13 protein-coding genes and 1 tRNA gene are annotated in these 13393 nt (G+C 66.1%); 4 read left to right on the top strand and 10 right to left on the bottom strand.

Annotated elements, in window-relative coordinates:
• Positions 1–140: 140 nt before the first annotated feature.
• Positions 141–1787 (bottom strand): acetolactate synthase large subunit, encoded by a 1647-nt coding sequence (locus ACW7G3_RS13510; RefSeq protein ID WP_456983389.1) that lies wholly within the window; start codon positions 1785–1787, stop codon positions 141–143.
• 195 nt (positions 1788–1982) lie between these two features.
• On the bottom strand, positions 1983–3314 hold the full coding sequence (xseA, locus tag ACW7G3_RS13505) for an exodeoxyribonuclease VII large subunit (protein WP_456983387.1): 1332 nt from the start codon (positions 3312–3314) through the stop codon (positions 1983–1985).
• A 91-nt stretch (positions 3315–3405) separates the two neighbouring features.
• Here xseA and ACW7G3_RS13500 point away from each other — a divergent pair, with 91 nt between their 5' ends.
• A complete protein-coding gene (locus ACW7G3_RS13500) occupies positions 3406–3963 on the top strand; it encodes a copper chaperone PCu(A)C (RefSeq protein WP_456983386.1) in 558 nt (185 codons plus the stop codon).
• A gap of 89 nt (positions 3964–4052) precedes the next feature.
• Complete coding sequence (gene ispG, locus ACW7G3_RS13495) at positions 4053–5345, top strand: flavodoxin-dependent (E)-4-hydroxy-3-methylbut-2-enyl-diphosphate synthase (RefSeq protein ID WP_456983384.1); 1293 nt, start codon at positions 4053–4055, stop codon at positions 5343–5345.
• A gap of 58 nt (positions 5346–5403) precedes the next feature.
• On the opposite strand, the gene ACW7G3_RS13490 is transcribed toward ispG, so the two are convergent.
• From ACW7G3_RS13490 to ACW7G3_RS13465, 6 genes are all read right to left on the bottom strand, one after another.
• The gene (locus ACW7G3_RS13490; protein WP_456972841.1) at positions 5404–6321 is read right to left on the bottom strand and encodes a DMT family transporter; all 918 of its coding nucleotides are present in this window, start codon (positions 6319–6321) and stop codon (positions 5404–5406) included.
• Positions 6315–7355: a UDP-N-acetylmuramate dehydrogenase gene (murB, locus tag ACW7G3_RS13485; RefSeq protein WP_456983382.1), complete on the bottom strand. Its 1041-nt coding sequence runs from the start codon at positions 7353–7355 to the stop codon at positions 6315–6317. The genes ACW7G3_RS13490 and murB overlap by 7 nt, the downstream gene beginning before the upstream one ends.
• A 7-nt stretch (positions 7356–7362) precedes the next feature.
• A complete protein-coding gene (locus tag ACW7G3_RS13480; RefSeq protein ID WP_456983380.1) occupies positions 7363–8421 on the bottom strand; it encodes a quinone-dependent dihydroorotate dehydrogenase in 1059 nt (352 codons plus the stop codon).
• 1 nt (position 8422) lies between these two features.
• Entirely contained in the window at positions 8423–8704 is a 282-nt protein-coding gene (locus tag ACW7G3_RS13475; protein ID WP_456983379.1) for a DUF4190 domain-containing protein, read from the bottom strand.
• A gap of 63 nt (positions 8705–8767) precedes the next feature.
• Complete coding sequence (amaB, locus tag ACW7G3_RS13470) at positions 8768–10303, bottom strand: L-piperidine-6-carboxylate dehydrogenase (RefSeq protein ID WP_456983377.1); 1536 nt, start codon at positions 10301–10303, stop codon at positions 8768–8770.
• 107 nt (positions 10304–10410) lie between these two features.
• A tRNA-Arg gene (locus ACW7G3_RS13465) sits at positions 10411–10487 on the bottom strand.
• 458 nt (positions 10488–10945) lie between these two features.
• Between ACW7G3_RS13465 and ACW7G3_RS13460 the strand changes: the two genes are divergently transcribed.
• Together ACW7G3_RS13460 and ACW7G3_RS13455 are read left to right on the top strand one after the other, a co-directional pair.
• Positions 10946–11911, top strand: coding sequence for a site-specific integrase (locus ACW7G3_RS13460; RefSeq protein ID WP_456983375.1), 966 nt, complete (start codon positions 10946–10948; stop codon positions 11909–11911).
• Positions 11912–12238: 327 nt separating this feature from the next.
• Positions 12239–12541: a BPSL0761 family protein gene (locus tag ACW7G3_RS13455; RefSeq protein WP_456983373.1), complete on the top strand. Its 303-nt coding sequence runs from the start codon at positions 12239–12241 to the stop codon at positions 12539–12541.
• Between the two features lie 256 nt (positions 12542–12797).
• Here the strand turns inward: ACW7G3_RS13455 and ACW7G3_RS13450 are convergent, their stop codons facing one another.
• The gene (locus tag ACW7G3_RS13450) at positions 12798–12947 is read right to left on the bottom strand and encodes a hypothetical protein (protein WP_456983371.1); all 150 of its coding nucleotides are present in this window, start codon (positions 12945–12947) and stop codon (positions 12798–12800) included.
• 136 nt (positions 12948–13083) lie between these two features.
• The gene (locus ACW7G3_RS13445) at positions 13084–13317 is read right to left on the bottom strand and encodes a hypothetical protein (protein WP_456983370.1); all 234 of its coding nucleotides are present in this window, start codon (positions 13315–13317) and stop codon (positions 13084–13086) included.
• Positions 13318–13393 lie beyond the last annotated feature (76 nt).

The following is a 13393-nucleotide window of genomic DNA, read 5'->3' as shown; positions in this document are numbered from 1 at the left end:
AGGAGCGCGCCATGCGCGCGAAGCCGCGTGAATCATGGTTCGCGGAGACGCTTCGGTGAATGCGTTGGGTCCGAAGCCACGCAGCGCCGATCGATGTCACGCGGTTTCGCGCGCATGGCGCGCTCCTACGGGGGGGCGGGTCATTTGACTGCGGCGCTCATGTGGGGGATGTCCTCGTTGAGGATGTGATCGTCGTCGGAATAGTCAATCGGAAGCTCGATCAGGTCGACGCCCGGCCTTTCCAGCACATCGCGCAGCAGCGGGGCGAATGCTTCGGCGGACTCGACCCGATGCCCGCGGACGCCGTAGCTCTCGGCGTACTTCACGAAATCCGGGTTGCCGTAATCCATGCCGAAGTTGGGGTAGTCCTCGTGGCTCTGCTTCCACTTGATCATGCCGTAGGCATCGTCGCGCAGCACGATCACCACCAGGTCCAGCTTCAGCCGCACGGCGGTCTCCAGCTCCTGCGAATTCATCATGAAGCCGCCATCACCGCACACCGCCACCACCTTGCGGTCCGGGTGCACCATGCGCGCGGCCATGGCGACGGGCAGGCCGGCGCCCATGGTGGCCAGCGCGTTGTCCAGCAGCAGCGTGTTGGGGCGCTGGCAGCGGTGGTTGCGCGCGAACCACAGCTTGTACAGGCCGTTGTCCAGGGAAATGATGTCCTCGGGCGCGAGCACCGCGGCCATGTCGGCCACCAGGCGCTGGCTGACCATTGGGAAGCGCGCGTCGTCCACGCGGTCCTGCAGCTGCTCCATGAGCGCGGTGCGGGCGCGGTCGAAACAGCCGAAGTCCCAGTGTTGCTGCGGCTCCAGCGCCTCGGCCAGCTGCCATACGGCATTGGCGATGTCGCCGACCACTTCCACCTGGGGGAAATACACCGGGTCCACCACCGCGCCCGAGTAATTGACGTGGATGACCGTACGCTTGCCTTCGCGCATGAAGAACGGCGGCTTCTCGATCACGTCGTGGCCGATGTTGATGATGCAGTCAGCCTCATCGATGGCGCGGTGGACGAAGTCGCCGTCGGACAGCGCCGCCGTGCCCATCCACAGCGGCCCGGTTTCATCCAGCACGCCCTTGCCCATCTGGGTGCTGAAGAACGGGATGCCCAGCTTGTCGATGAAGGCGGCAAGCGTGCGCGCGGTGGTCTTGCGGTTGGCGCCGGCGCCGACCATCAGCAGCGGGTGCCGGGCGTCGCGGATTGCCGCTGCAGCGCGCTCGATCGCCTTGTGTTCGGCCAGCGGCCGGCGCGAATGCGATGGCGGGATCAGACGGGCATCGGTCTGATCGCCGGCAACGTCCTGCGGCAGCTCCAGATGGGCCGCGCCGGGACGCTCCTCCTCCGCGCGCCGGACCGCCTCGCGCACCCGGGCGGGAATGATGTCGGCTGAAACAAGCTGACGGGTGAACTTGGTCAGCGGCCTCATCATCGCCACCACGTCCACGATCTGGAAGTGGCCCTGGCGGCTGCTGCGGATCGGCTTCTGGCCGGTGATCATCAGCATCGGCATGGCGCCAAGCTGGGCATAGGCGGCGGCGGTGACCAGGTTGGCGGCGCCGGGGCCCAGCGTGGCCAGGCAGGCACCGGCCGTGCCGGTCAGGCGTCCCACGGTGGCGGCCATGAAACCGGCGGCCTGTTCGTGGCGGGTCAACACCAGCTGGATCTTCGACTCGCGCAGGGATTCGATCAGGTCGAGATTTTCCTCACCCGGTATCCCGAACATATATTCGATCCCTTCTGCTTCCAGCGCGGCGACGAACAGGTCGGAGGCTTTGGCCATGGGGATGGTCCCGTTGAGAAACCCCGACCATAAGCCGCGTTCCGTGATCACCAGGCGACGGCCCTTTTTGTAGGAGCGCGCCATGCGCGCGAAGCCGCGTGACATCTGGCAACTGCCAAAGCTCCGTCAACGACACAGAATCCGAAGCCCCGCTGCGAATCCGGATTCACGCGGTTTCGCGCGCATGGCGCGCTCCTACATGACTTCGAGGTGGAGCTCGCCGTTCTGCAGGCGGGCGCTCACGCGCTCGCCGGACTGCACGTCACTGACACTGCGGACAACCTGGCCGTCTTCGCGGCGCACGATCGCGTAGCCGCGGGCCACCGTGGCCAGGGGGCTGACTGCTTCAAGCGCACGGGCAACGCCCGACAGGCGCAGGGATTCGTGCCGCAGGCGACGGGGCAGGATGGCGTGCAGGCGCGGTTCGAGTTCCTGCAGCCGCGCGCCCAGCATGTCCAGCTGGCGGTTGGGCGACTGCGCGCGCAGCACCCCCTGGGCGTGGCGCAGCGCGGCCTGTCGACGCTCCTGCTGGATGGCGAAGGCCGACTGCAGCCGGCGCAGCGCCTGCTGCTTGCGCTGGCGCAGCGCATCCAGTCGCGCCTGTGGACGCAGTGCGTGCAGGCGCAGGGCAGCACGGTCCGCCCGCTGGGCGGCCTGGCGCAGCTGGTGCGTGCCAAGGGTGACCAGGCGCCGGTGCTGGGCGCGCAGGCCGGCCAGCAGATCGGTGCGGTCGGGCACCAGCAGTTCGGCCGCTGCCGAAGGAGTGGGGGCTCTCAGGTCGGCAGCGAACTCGGCCAGGCTGAAGTCGGTTTCGTGGCCGATCGCCGCCACTACCGGGACCGGAGATGCGGCCACCGCGCGGGCCAGGCCTTCATCGTTGAACGCCCACAGGTCTTCCAGCGAGCCGCCGCCGCGGGTCAGCAGCAGGGCGTCATAACGGCCGCTGGCTCCGGCGCGCTGCAGCATGGCGGTGATCTGCGCAGCGGCGCCTTCCCCCTGTACGGGTACCGGCAGCACATCGACCTCCAGCAGCGGGAAGCGCCGACCGATGACGCTGAGCACGTCGCGCACCGCAGCGCCGCTGGGGGAGGTGATCACCGCCAGCCGCTGTACGAGCGCGGGCAGGGGGCGCTTGCGCTCCGGGTCGAACAGGCCTTCGGCCTGCAGCCTGGCCTTCAGCTCCTCGAACGCGCGCCTCAGCGCGCCTTCACCGGCTTCCTCCAGCGAGTCGATCACCAGTTGGTAGTCGCCCCGGGCCTCGTACAGCGTCAGCCGCCCGCGGGCCAGCACCTTGAGTCCTTCCCGCGGCTGGAACTTCAGCCACGTGCTCTTGGGCCGAAACATCGCGCAGCGCACCTGCGCGCGCGCATCCTTGAGGGTGAAATACAGGTGCCCGGACGCCGGCCGCGCCACGTTGCCCAGCTCGCCCTCCACCAGCACCAGCGGGAATGTGTCTTCCAGCAGGCTGCGCGCGAGGGTGTTGAGCTGTGAAGGGGTAAGGATTTCGCCGGTGACCGCATCATTCATCCGCACAGGATATCGCGCCGGTCGGGGCAGGGGCCCGGCCGCTTGCTGCCTTCCCTACAATGCCGACACAGCCAATCCGGGAAGACCATGCATGAAACGTATCGCGCCAGCCCTGAAGTGCAGCCTGATCGCCCTGGCTATCACCGCCTGCAGCCCAGCTCCCCAGGCGGTCGAAGAAGATGCGGGGACCTCTGTGGAAACGACTGCCAGGGTGCAATCGCAGGAAATCTCGATCCAGGAGCCCTGGGTGCGGCAGCCGCCTCCGTCCGCCCGGGTCGCCGCGGGCTACGTGCGCATCGACAATCCCGGTGCAGAAGCCGACCGGCTGCTGGCAGTGGAAACGCAAGCCGCGACACGGGTCGAGATCCACGAAATGGAAGAAGTGGACGGGATCATGCGCATGCGTGAAGTGGAGGGCGGGCTGGAAGTGCCGGCCGCCGGCCATGTGGAGCTGATGCCGGGTGGCTACCACCTGATGCTGATGGAGCCGCGCGAGGGCCTGGCTGCCGGCCAGCAGCTGGAGGCGACGCTGGTGTTCGAGCGCGCAGGCGAGGTGCCGGTGGTCTTCAACGTGCGCCCGGTCGATGGTGCGGCAGAATCGCACGACCACGCCCATGGCGACGATCACGGGGACGGCCACGGCCACTAATGTGCCCGCAGGGACGGGGCCGGGCCGGTCCCGCCCGGCCGGCCACCCGGCGTCATGCGCGGTTGGGCTGCGCCCGGTAAAATGCCGCCATGTCCGCTCAGCCTGAATCCATTCCCCCCTGCCACGCCGATCCGGCGCCCGCCTACGGACCGGCGCCGCGCCGTGCCACGCGTCAGGTGCGTATTGGCAACGTCCTTGTCGGCGGCGACGCTCCGGTGGTGGTGCAGTCGATGACCAATACCGACACCGCCAATGTGGCGGGTACCGCGAAGCAGATCGCCGAACTGTGGCGCGCCGGCTCGGAGCTGGTGCGGATCACTGTGAACAATCCCGAGTCCGCGGCCGCCGTGCCGCGGATCGTGGAGCGCCTGGCCATGCAGGGGCTGGAAGTGCCGATCATTGGCGACTTCCACTACAACGGCCACCAGCTGCTGGCGGCCGAGCCGGCCTGCGCCGAGGCGCTGGCCAAGTACCGGATCAACCCCGGCAACGTCGGCTTCGGCAAGAAGCGCGACACCCAGTTCGCCCAGCTGATTGAATTCGCCATCCGCTACGGCAAGCCGGTGCGCATCGGCGCGAACTGGGGGTCGCTGGACCAGTCGCTGGCCGCGGTGCTGATGGATGAGAACGCAAAGCGCGCCGAGCCCTGGGACGCCGGGCGGGTACTGCGCGAGGCGCTGATCCGTTCGGCACTGGACTCGGCCGAGCGGGCAGTGGAGCTCGGCCTGGCGCACGAGAACATCGTGCTCAGCGCCAAGGTCAGCGGTGTGCAGGAACTGATCGCGGTGTACCGCGACCTCGCGGCACGCTCTGACTTCGCCCTGCACCTGGGCCTGACCGAGGCCGGGATCGGCAGCAAGGGCATCGTCGCTTCCAGCGCCGCGCTGGCGGTGCTGATGCAGGAAGGCATCGGCGACACCATCCGCATCTCGCTCACGCCAGAGCCGGGACAGGCCCGTACCACCGAGGTGGTGGTGGCCCAGGAGCTGCTGCAGACGCTGGGACTGCGGGCCTTCACCCCGATGGTCACCGCTTGTCCGGGCTGCGGGCGCACCACCAGCGAGTTCTTCCAGGAGCTGGCCCAGGTGGTGCAGGAGCACGTGCGGGCCAAGATGCCGGAGTGGAAGATCAGCCATCCGGGCGCGGAGAACATGACCCTGGCGGTGATGGGCTGCATTGTGAACGGGCCGGGTGAATCACGTCACGCCAATATCGGGATTTCCCTGCCGGGCACCGGGGAGGCGCCGGCCGCGCCGGTGTTCGAGGACGGCAAGAAAACCGTCACCCTGCGTGGTGAGGGCATTGCCGGGGAGTTCGTTGGCCTGATCGACAGCTACGTGGATCGCCACTACGGCACCGCGGGCACGGCGGCAACGGACTGAATCGGCGCCCATCGCGGCTCCTCGCGGCGCCGGCGTTATCGCCCGTCTGTTTGCGGTCCTATTCCGGCGGCTTGTTGGCCGCCGGCGTGGCGCCGGTCACCTGACGCCGTTCGCGTCGGGCGATCACCGCCTCGCGGTGGGCGATGTAGCCGTTGGCGGCCAGAATGATCGCCGCGCCGGCGATGGTCCATCCATCCAGCGCCTCGGCAAACAGCAGCCAGCCGAGCAGGGCCACGATTGGCAGCTGCAGGAAGCTGATCGGCGACAGTGCGCTCACATCGCCGATGTTCAGCGCGCGGGTCCAGAACATGTGCCCGGCAGTGCCCAGCACGCCGGCCGCGATCACCCATAGCCAGGTGATGCCCTGTGGCCCCTGCCACACCGCCAGCGCCGGCAGCAGCGACATCGGCACCCACAGGATGGTGGTCCACAGCACCACACGGTCAGCCGGCTCGCTGCGGGTGAGCTGCTTGATCTGGATTGCCACTGCGGCGCTGATGACCGCGCCGGTGACCGCCACCATGCTGCCCCAGCTGAAGCCGTCCGAGCCCGGCCGTACGATCACCAGCACGCCGATGAACCCGGCCAGCACCGCGCTCCAGCGCCGGGCGCGCACCTGCTCGCCCAGCCACAGCGCGGCGGCGATGGTCACGAACAGCGGCGAGGAGTACGACAGCGATACCGCGTGGGCCAGCGGCAGGTTGGCGATCGCCCAGAAGCCGCACAGCATGGCCAGGGTGCCGAGCACGCAGCGGAACACGTAGCGCGGCAGCTGGGTGGTGCGCAGCAGCCCGATGCCGTGCAGCCGCAGCAGCGGCAGGGCGGCGAGCATGCCGAAGAAGGAGCGGAAAAACGCCACTTCGAACGCGTGCAGCTGTTCGGAGGCCAGTCGGATCGTCAGCACCATCAGCGCGAACAGCACCGTGCTGGAGAGCATCAGCAGGGCCGCCTGCACCGGTACCGGACGGCTCACCAGTCCGCTCCGATGATCCGCGGCTCGGGCTCCAGCATCACCCCGAAGCGTTCGTTGACCGAAGCGGCAATGCGTCGTGCCAACGCCAATAGCTGACCGCCCGTGGCATCACCGTGGTTGACCAGCACCAGGGCGTGCCGATCGGAGACGGCTGCGTCTCCATCCCGGTGACCCTTCCAGCCGCAGGCGTCAATCAGCCAGGCGGCCGACAGCTTGCGGCTGTCCGCATCAGCGCCCGGGAAAATCGGCAGCTGGGGATGCAGCTGCAGCAGCTCTTCGGCCAGTACCGCTGGCACGATCGGGTTCTTGAAGAAGCTGCCGGCATTGCCCTGCACGGCGGGATCGGGCAGCTTGCTGCGTCGGACCCGGCACACCGCCTCGGCCACCTGTGAAGCCGTGGGTGCGGTGATGCCGGCGCGGTCCAGTTCGCCGCTGATGCCGGCATAGCCCAACCGCAGGTCTGCCGTGCGCGACAGCTGGAAAGTCACCGCGGTGATCACCCAGCGTCCCGCTTCGCGCTTGAAGCGGCTGTCGCGGTAGGCGAAGCCGCATTCGGCGCCGCTCAGCTGCAGGAGGCTGCCGGTGTCGCGGTCGAAGGCTTCCACCGCATGGATGTGCTCGCCCGCTTCCACGCCGTAGGCGCCGATGTTCTGGATCGGGGCAGCCCCCACCGTGCCCGGGATCAGCGCCAGGTTCTCCAGGCCCGCCAGGCCGTGGCCCAGGGTCCAGAGCACCAAATCGTGCCATTCCACGCCGGCCTCTGCACGGACCAGCACGGCGTCGCCATCGTCATCGGTGATGTGGATGTCCTGGCCAGTGAGGGTCAGGACCACACCGGGCGGATCAGCGGCGAAGAGCAGGTTGCTGCCGCCGCCCAGTACCAGCACCGGGCCCTCGCGCAGCGCGGCATTGGTGAACAGCTCCGGCAGGGCGGCCGCGTCCCGCACTTCCAGCAGCAGGTCGGCATGCGCCTGCACGCCAAAGGTGTTGCGGGCGCGCAGCGGTGCGCGCTCAGCCAATCGCCAGGCAGGACTCATCGATCCCTCACAGGGGTGGCAGGGGACCGCGGCTGGGCGCTTCCCGGCGCCGCCGGATTGCTTCCACGCACTCTCCGATCAGGGCAGGGCCGCGATAGACCAGGCCCGTATAGCACTGCACCAGGGTGGCGCCCGCGGCGACTTTCTGCACCGCGTCGGCGCCGGACAGGATCCCGCCCACCCCCACAAGGGGGATGGAAGACGGCAGCCGCGTGCGCAGCATGCGCAGCACGGTGGTGGACTTGGCCATCAGCGGTGCGCCGGACAGGCCCCCGCTCTGTCCGGCGTGCGGATCGTCCTTGACCTCGATCCGGGAGATGGTGGTGTTGGTGGCAATCACGCCGTCCACCTGCAGCTCGGAGAGCACGCGCGAGGCGGCTTCCACGTCATCGTCGTCCAGGTCCGGCGCCACCTTGACCAGCATGGGCACCCGCTTGCCGTGCCGGGCGCCCAGCCGCTCCTGCGCCTCGCGCAGGTGGCCGATCAGGTGCCGCAGCGCCTGTTCTTCCTGCAGCTCGCGCAGGCCCGCGGTATTGGGCGAGGAGATATTGACGGTGAGGTAGTCGGCCAGTGGGTACACCCGCTCCATGCAGTGCACATAATCCAGGTGCGCCGACTCGTTCGGCGTGTCCTTGTTCTTGCCGATGTTGATGCCCAGCATGCCGGGCCCGCTGCGGCGCGCGCGCTCCACGTTGCGGACCAGCGCATCGACGCCGGCGTTGTTGAAGCCCAGGCGGTTGATGACTGCGCGGTGCCGGGGCAGGCGGAACATCCGCGGTTTTGGATTGCCTTCCTGCGGCTTGGGCGTCACCGTGCCGACCTCCACGGATCCGAATCCCAGCGCGAACAGGGCATCGATATGGGCGCCGTTCTTGTCGAGCCCTGCGGCCAGACCAACCGGATTGGGGAACTGCAGGCCAAAAGCCTGCACCGGCATGTCCGGGCTGCGGCGGGCAAGCAGCGGCCCTGCGCCGCAACGCCATGCCGCCTGCAGGGCTGACAGGCCAAGGCCATGGGCCTTTTCGGCATCCACGCGGAACAGCAGGGGTCTCAGAAGGGGATACATGTCAGCTGGCCATCCCGAACAGGATCGCGCTGCCCAGCAGGCCGAAAATCACCAGGATGCCGAGGGTCCACAGGGCGATCATGAGGTAGCCCAGCACCAGGCCGGCAACGGCCATGCCGTCACCGTCAAAGCGTTCCGGGGCCCGGCGGATTTCGGTCCGGGCCAGATGTCCGGTGACAACCGCGATCACGCTGGCCAGCACGGGAATTGGAAACACCCCAAGGATGCCGCTGACCAGGCTGATGACGGCCAGGACGCTGTACTGCCGGGGCGGGACGCTCATGGGCAAGGCCCTGCATTGACAGGAAAAGGACGGCGCGCGGCCCGGAAGCCGCGCGCCGTTCGGTTACAGCTCGAACTTGATGCCCTGGGCCAGCGGCATTTCATCGGAGTAGTTGATGGTGTTGGTCTGGCGACGCATGTAGGCACGCCATGCGTCCGAGCCCGACTCGCGGCCGCCACCGGTTTCCTTCTCGCCACCGAAAGCGCCACCGATCTCGGCACCGGAAGTGCCGATGTTGACGTTGGCGATGCCGCAGTCCGAGCCGGCAGCGGACAGGAACTTTTCCGCAGCCTTCAGGTTCTGGGTGAAGATCGACGACGACAGGCCCTGCGGCACGTCGTTCTGCATGTGGATGGCTTCTTCAAGCTCCTTGAACTTCATCACGTAGAGGATCGGGGCGAAGGTCTCGGTCTGGACGATTTCAGCATCAGCCGACAGGTCGGTGATGATGGTGGGCAGGACGAAGTTGCCCTTGCGGTCGGTCAACGCCTGGCCGCCGGTGGCAACCGTGCCGCCCGAAGCCTTGGCCTTCTCGATTGCGGCCAGGTAGCCCTGCACGCCTTCTGCGCTGTTGAGCGGACCCATCAGGTTGGCCGGGTCGGTCGGGTCACCGATCTTCTTTTCCACCTGCTTGTAGCCGGCGACCAGCTTCTCCAGAACATCGTCGTGGATCGACTCGTGCACGAACACGCGGCGGGTGCTGGTGCAGCGCTGGCCGGCGGTACCGACCGCGCCGAACACGATGGCCGGGATTGCCAGCTTCAGGTCGGCGCTCTCGTCGACGATCATGGCGTTGTTGCCGCCCAGTTCCAGCAGCGAACGGCCCAGGCGCTTGGCCAGGCGCTCGCCCACGGTGCGGCCCACCTTGGTGGAACCGGTGAAGCTGATCAGCGGGATGCGCTTGTCGTCAACGAACTTCTCGGCCAGCTCGGTGCCGGCGTCGTTGATCAGGAAGAAGATGTCGGGGAAGCCTGCTTCGCGCAGGGCCTCGTTGCAGATCTTCATCGAGGCGATCGCCGACAGCGGGGTCTTCGGCGAGGGCTTCCAGATGCAGATGTCGCCGCAGACGGCGGCCACGAAAGCGTTCCACGACCACACCGCGACCGGGAAGTTGAACGCGCTGATGATGCCCACCAGGCCAAGCGGGTGCCACTGCTCGTACATGCGGTGGCCCGGGCGCTCGGAGTGCATGGTCAGGCCGTAGAGCTGGCGGGACAGGCCAACGGCGAAGTCGCCGATGTCGATCATTTCCTGTACTTCGCCGTCGCCCTCCGGCTTGGACTTGCCCATTTCCAGGGCAACCAGCGAACCCAGGGCGTCCTTGTGTTCGCGCAGGGCGTTGGCACACAGGCGGATCGCTTCACCGCGGCGGGGAGCCGGGGTGGTGCGCCAGACCTGGAAGGACTCCTGGGCGCGTTTGACGATGGTCTCGTAATCCTCGGCGGTGGTTGCCTGCACCTTCGCCAGCACCTCGCCGTTGCTTGGATTGACCGGCTCGATCACGCCGGCGCCAGACGCCTGCGACCATTCACCACGGCCGAGATAGGTGCCGGATTCGGTATCAGTCAGGCCGAGGGCGGTGAGGACGGGATGGGGCATTGGACAACTCCTGGAGGGTAGAGGGTTGAAGCGGCGCGACCTGTGGGCCTGCCCCGCGCACGAGGCGGGCGGCTGCAACAGCCTTGGCGGCGACCGGATCCGTGGATTGGCGACCCCGGCACGATTCGAACGTGCGACCTTTCCCTTAGGAGGGGAACGCTCTATCCAGCTGAGCTACGGGGCCATGATCGCGCCATTTTCGCATGGAGCGGAGAGTTTCCCAACCGCGTTGGCGAACACCGTCGCAGCTGCGACCGAAGTGGCGGAAGGACGGGATGAAAGGGCGGGATGGGGCGATTCAGCAGGTGCCCGGCAACAGCAAACTGCGTGCGTGCTTGATCTGCATGGGCCGAATGCGTCCGGGTTCGAACGCAGTGGAAATGGTGGAGCGGAGGAGGATCGAACTCCCGACCTTCGCGTTGCGAACGCTAAGGATAGTTGGCGTAAAGTGCTGTACAACCTAGGTTATTTTTGATTTTACGGATTGTTTGTCACAATGAGGGCACACTTAGGCGGGGACTCTCAATGGCGGCGATTCGGAAGCGCGGGGATGATCAATGGCAGGTTCAGATACGTCGGCGGGGCTATCCCGCACAGTCCAAGACGTTCGCCAAAAGAGCAGAAGCAGAAGCTTGGGGCCAGATGATCGAGTCAGAGATGGCGAGGGGCGTTTGGCTTTCCCGCAGCGAAGCAGAGTCAACAACTCTGCTGGAACTTCTAGACCGGTACGAGAAGGAAGTTGTGCCGGCAAAGAAGGGCCGGGTCCAGGAGATCTCGGTGCTGGGCGCGTGGCGAGAGACGGATCTTGCCAAGAGAACGGTTGCCCATATCCGCGGCGTTGATCTGGCTCAGCTCCGCGACCATTGGCTACGCAGCTACGAGCCTGCCACTGTCGTGCGCCGGCTGTCCGTGCTGTCCCATCTGTTCAATGTCGCTCGCCGCGAGTGGGGGATGGAGAGCTTGGCCAACCCTGTTTCGTTGATTAGAAAGCCCACCTTGAATAACTCGCGGACCAGGCGAATAGCTGCGATAGCGGCTAGGGATGGCAATGGTGATGCCACTGAGCTGGATATGGTGGTCGCGGCAACGGGGTCGCGTGTACTCCCGGCTATCATTCGACTGGCGGTCGAGTCCGCGATGCGCCGTGGTGAGATCATGAGTTTGTGCTGGGAGCATATTGATCTTGAGAGACAGGTCGCACACCTTCCCAACACTAAGAACGGGAGTGCGCGCGACGTGCCGCTGTCCAAGGCCGCCGTCGCTGTACTTGCAGAACTCAAGCAACGGCACGGAGACCCTGCTACCCCTGGAGCCCTTCGGGGGCCTGTCTTTACTATTCGCGGTGACGCGGTGACCAGAGCGTTCGAGCGTGCAGTTGCGAGAGCCCGCCAAACATACGAAGCAGATTGCATCGAGAGTGACCGTAAGCCCGACCCGCACTTTTTGACAGACCTTTGCTTTCACGATCTTCGGCATGAAGCAACTTCAAGAATGGCAGCGGTGTACCAGCTGCATGAGCTCGCCAAGGTCACCGGCCATAAGGATCCAAGGATGTTAATGAGGTACTACCACCCAAGGGCCGAAGACTTGGCCAAGAAGCTCGGGTAGCGCGTTATGACCGGTCTGGGGGGTAGGAGAAGTTGGCGACATCTGTGGCAGTCTAGACGGGATCGCGATCTTGGAGCAGTGCGTGTCTACTAGCTTCTCCACTTCTTTTGGCGCGAAATGCGCAGGGCCTTCGTTGGCTACTTCGCTCCCCTCAGGCCGAAGGTGTGGCGCTATGTCGGGCGTATTCGGCGCGAATCGGGAGGCGGGCGGCCCTGATGGCTCTCCTGGTAGATGGGCCGGACCTGGCGATGGATGGCAGATTGGACCAGCTAGAAGGCCGGCCGGTCTAAACGCAAGCCGGCTGCAGAGGGGTTCAAAGGAGGCTATATGGGCAATGTCTGGGATACTTTGGTATTCGCCGGCGTGTTCATCGGAGGTGTCGCACTTCTCGCCGTGATCGTGGCGGCCTGGGCGTTTCGCCAGAATCGTCGTGTCTTGGCTGATCAAGCAGACGAGAGAGTGCAGTCGATGCTCGAGGCAGGTGAGTTCCTTGGGGAGCTGGTGAAAGACGACTCTGTACCAGAGAGCTGGAGGAGTCGCGCGGAGCAGCTTGCCAAGTCGTACCCGCAGGGGGACCAGCTGGCAGTATTTGCGGAAACGCTAGCCCGGGATCTCCGCCGCTCGGGATAATGGCCTGCCATTTGCCCTTGTGGCCGCCCTGCGGACGCACGTTCCCTGTCGATTACGGGCCGGCACTGGTAGCGCATGGGCTTTATCACCCGCTTGCCTTCCTCCCACACCATGACAGGTGCATACATGTCCGGGAAAATCCTGTGGTCGCTGGGGCGCTCGTCCTTGCGTTTGAGGTTGGCGAGCCGATCCTTGATTTGCTCGATCTTGCGCGGCGCCACTTCGGTATCTTTTTCAGCCGCCTTCGTGGGCTTGGTCAAAAGCTTTCGCTTGGCATCAGCCAGCGCTTGGTCTGCTTGAAAAGCTCCTGCTCCATCTGGCCGATTTCCTGAGCGTGAATCTCGGCTACCAAGCCCTGAATCTTCGCGTGCTCGGGCCCAGACTTCGCTTGGAACGAACGATCCATAGCCCGCGGAGTCTTCAGCTCTGGTCTTCCTGCCGCCGAATGTAGAGCTCAACGAAGGTGCAAATGTCGATATCCGCGCCGTAGTTGGGCACGAGTGAGTCGTAGTCCGCCCACACTTGGGCCGAATAGCACATGGTCAGGGCACCTCATCGATGGGGGCCAAAGTAATGTAGCGCCCGTGATGAGCGAGCATGTCGGCGATGCGTCGCTCGACATGCGCCCGGTGTGGTCCGGCCTGGTCTTGGATGGCATCGGCCGGCGGGATGAATGTCGCCCAGAAGCGTGCAGGGTCCGGGTTCTTCTCGATGAGCTCAGGCAGCTGTGCCTCAAGGGCATCCAGCCGTTCAATCAGTTTCGGCAATGTCTCCATTTGATCCTCCGGGGCCGGGGGAGCCATGGTAGCGCCACGTCTGGGGCTGGACCTGTTCAGGTGATTACTAACTGAC

This window comes from Luteimonas sp. A478 (assembly GCF_054052025.1).
This window is presented reverse-complemented; position numbering and strand designations above follow the sequence as displayed.

Bases quoted from the DNA above. Each gene is read 5' to 3' on its own strand.
- amaB (WP_456983377.1), bottom strand. From the start codon at position 10,303: ATGCCCCATCCCGTCCTCACCGCCCTCGGCCTGACTGATACCGAATCC.
- murB (WP_456983382.1), bottom strand. From the start codon at position 7,355: ATGAGTCCTGCCTGGCGATTGGCTGAGCGCGCACCGCTGCGCGCCCGC.
- ACW7G3_RS13445 (WP_456983370.1), bottom strand. From the start codon at position 13,317: ATGGAGACATTGCCGAAACTGATTGAACGGCTGGATGCCCTTGAGGCA.
- ACW7G3_RS13475 (WP_456983379.1), bottom strand. From the start codon at position 8,704: ATGAGCGTCCCGCCCCGGCAGTACAGCGTCCTGGCCGTCATCAGCCTG.
- ACW7G3_RS13500 (WP_456983386.1), top strand. From the start codon at position 3,406: ATGAAACGTATCGCGCCAGCCCTGAAGTGCAGCCTGATCGCCCTGGCT.
- xseA (WP_456983387.1), bottom strand. From the start codon at position 3,314: ATGAATGATGCGGTCACCGGCGAAATCCTTACCCCTTCACAGCTCAAC.
- ACW7G3_RS13480 (WP_456983380.1), bottom strand. From the start codon at position 8,421: ATGTATCCCCTTCTGAGACCCCTGCTGTTCCGCGTGGATGCCGAAAAG.
- ACW7G3_RS13450 (WP_456983371.1), bottom strand. From the start codon at position 12,947: ATGGATCGTTCGTTCCAAGCGAAGTCTGGGCCCGAGCACGCGAAGATT.
- ACW7G3_RS13460 (WP_456983375.1), top strand. From the start codon at position 10,946: ATGATCGAGTCAGAGATGGCGAGGGGCGTTTGGCTTTCCCGCAGCGAA.
- ispG (WP_456983384.1), top strand. From the start codon at position 4,053: ATGTCCGCTCAGCCTGAATCCATTCCCCCCTGCCACGCCGATCCGGCG.
- ACW7G3_RS13510 (WP_456983389.1), bottom strand. From the start codon at position 1,787: ATGGCCAAAGCCTCCGACCTGTTCGTCGCCGCGCTGGAAGCAGAAGGG.
- ACW7G3_RS13455 (WP_456983373.1), top strand. From the start codon at position 12,239: ATGGGCAATGTCTGGGATACTTTGGTATTCGCCGGCGTGTTCATCGGA.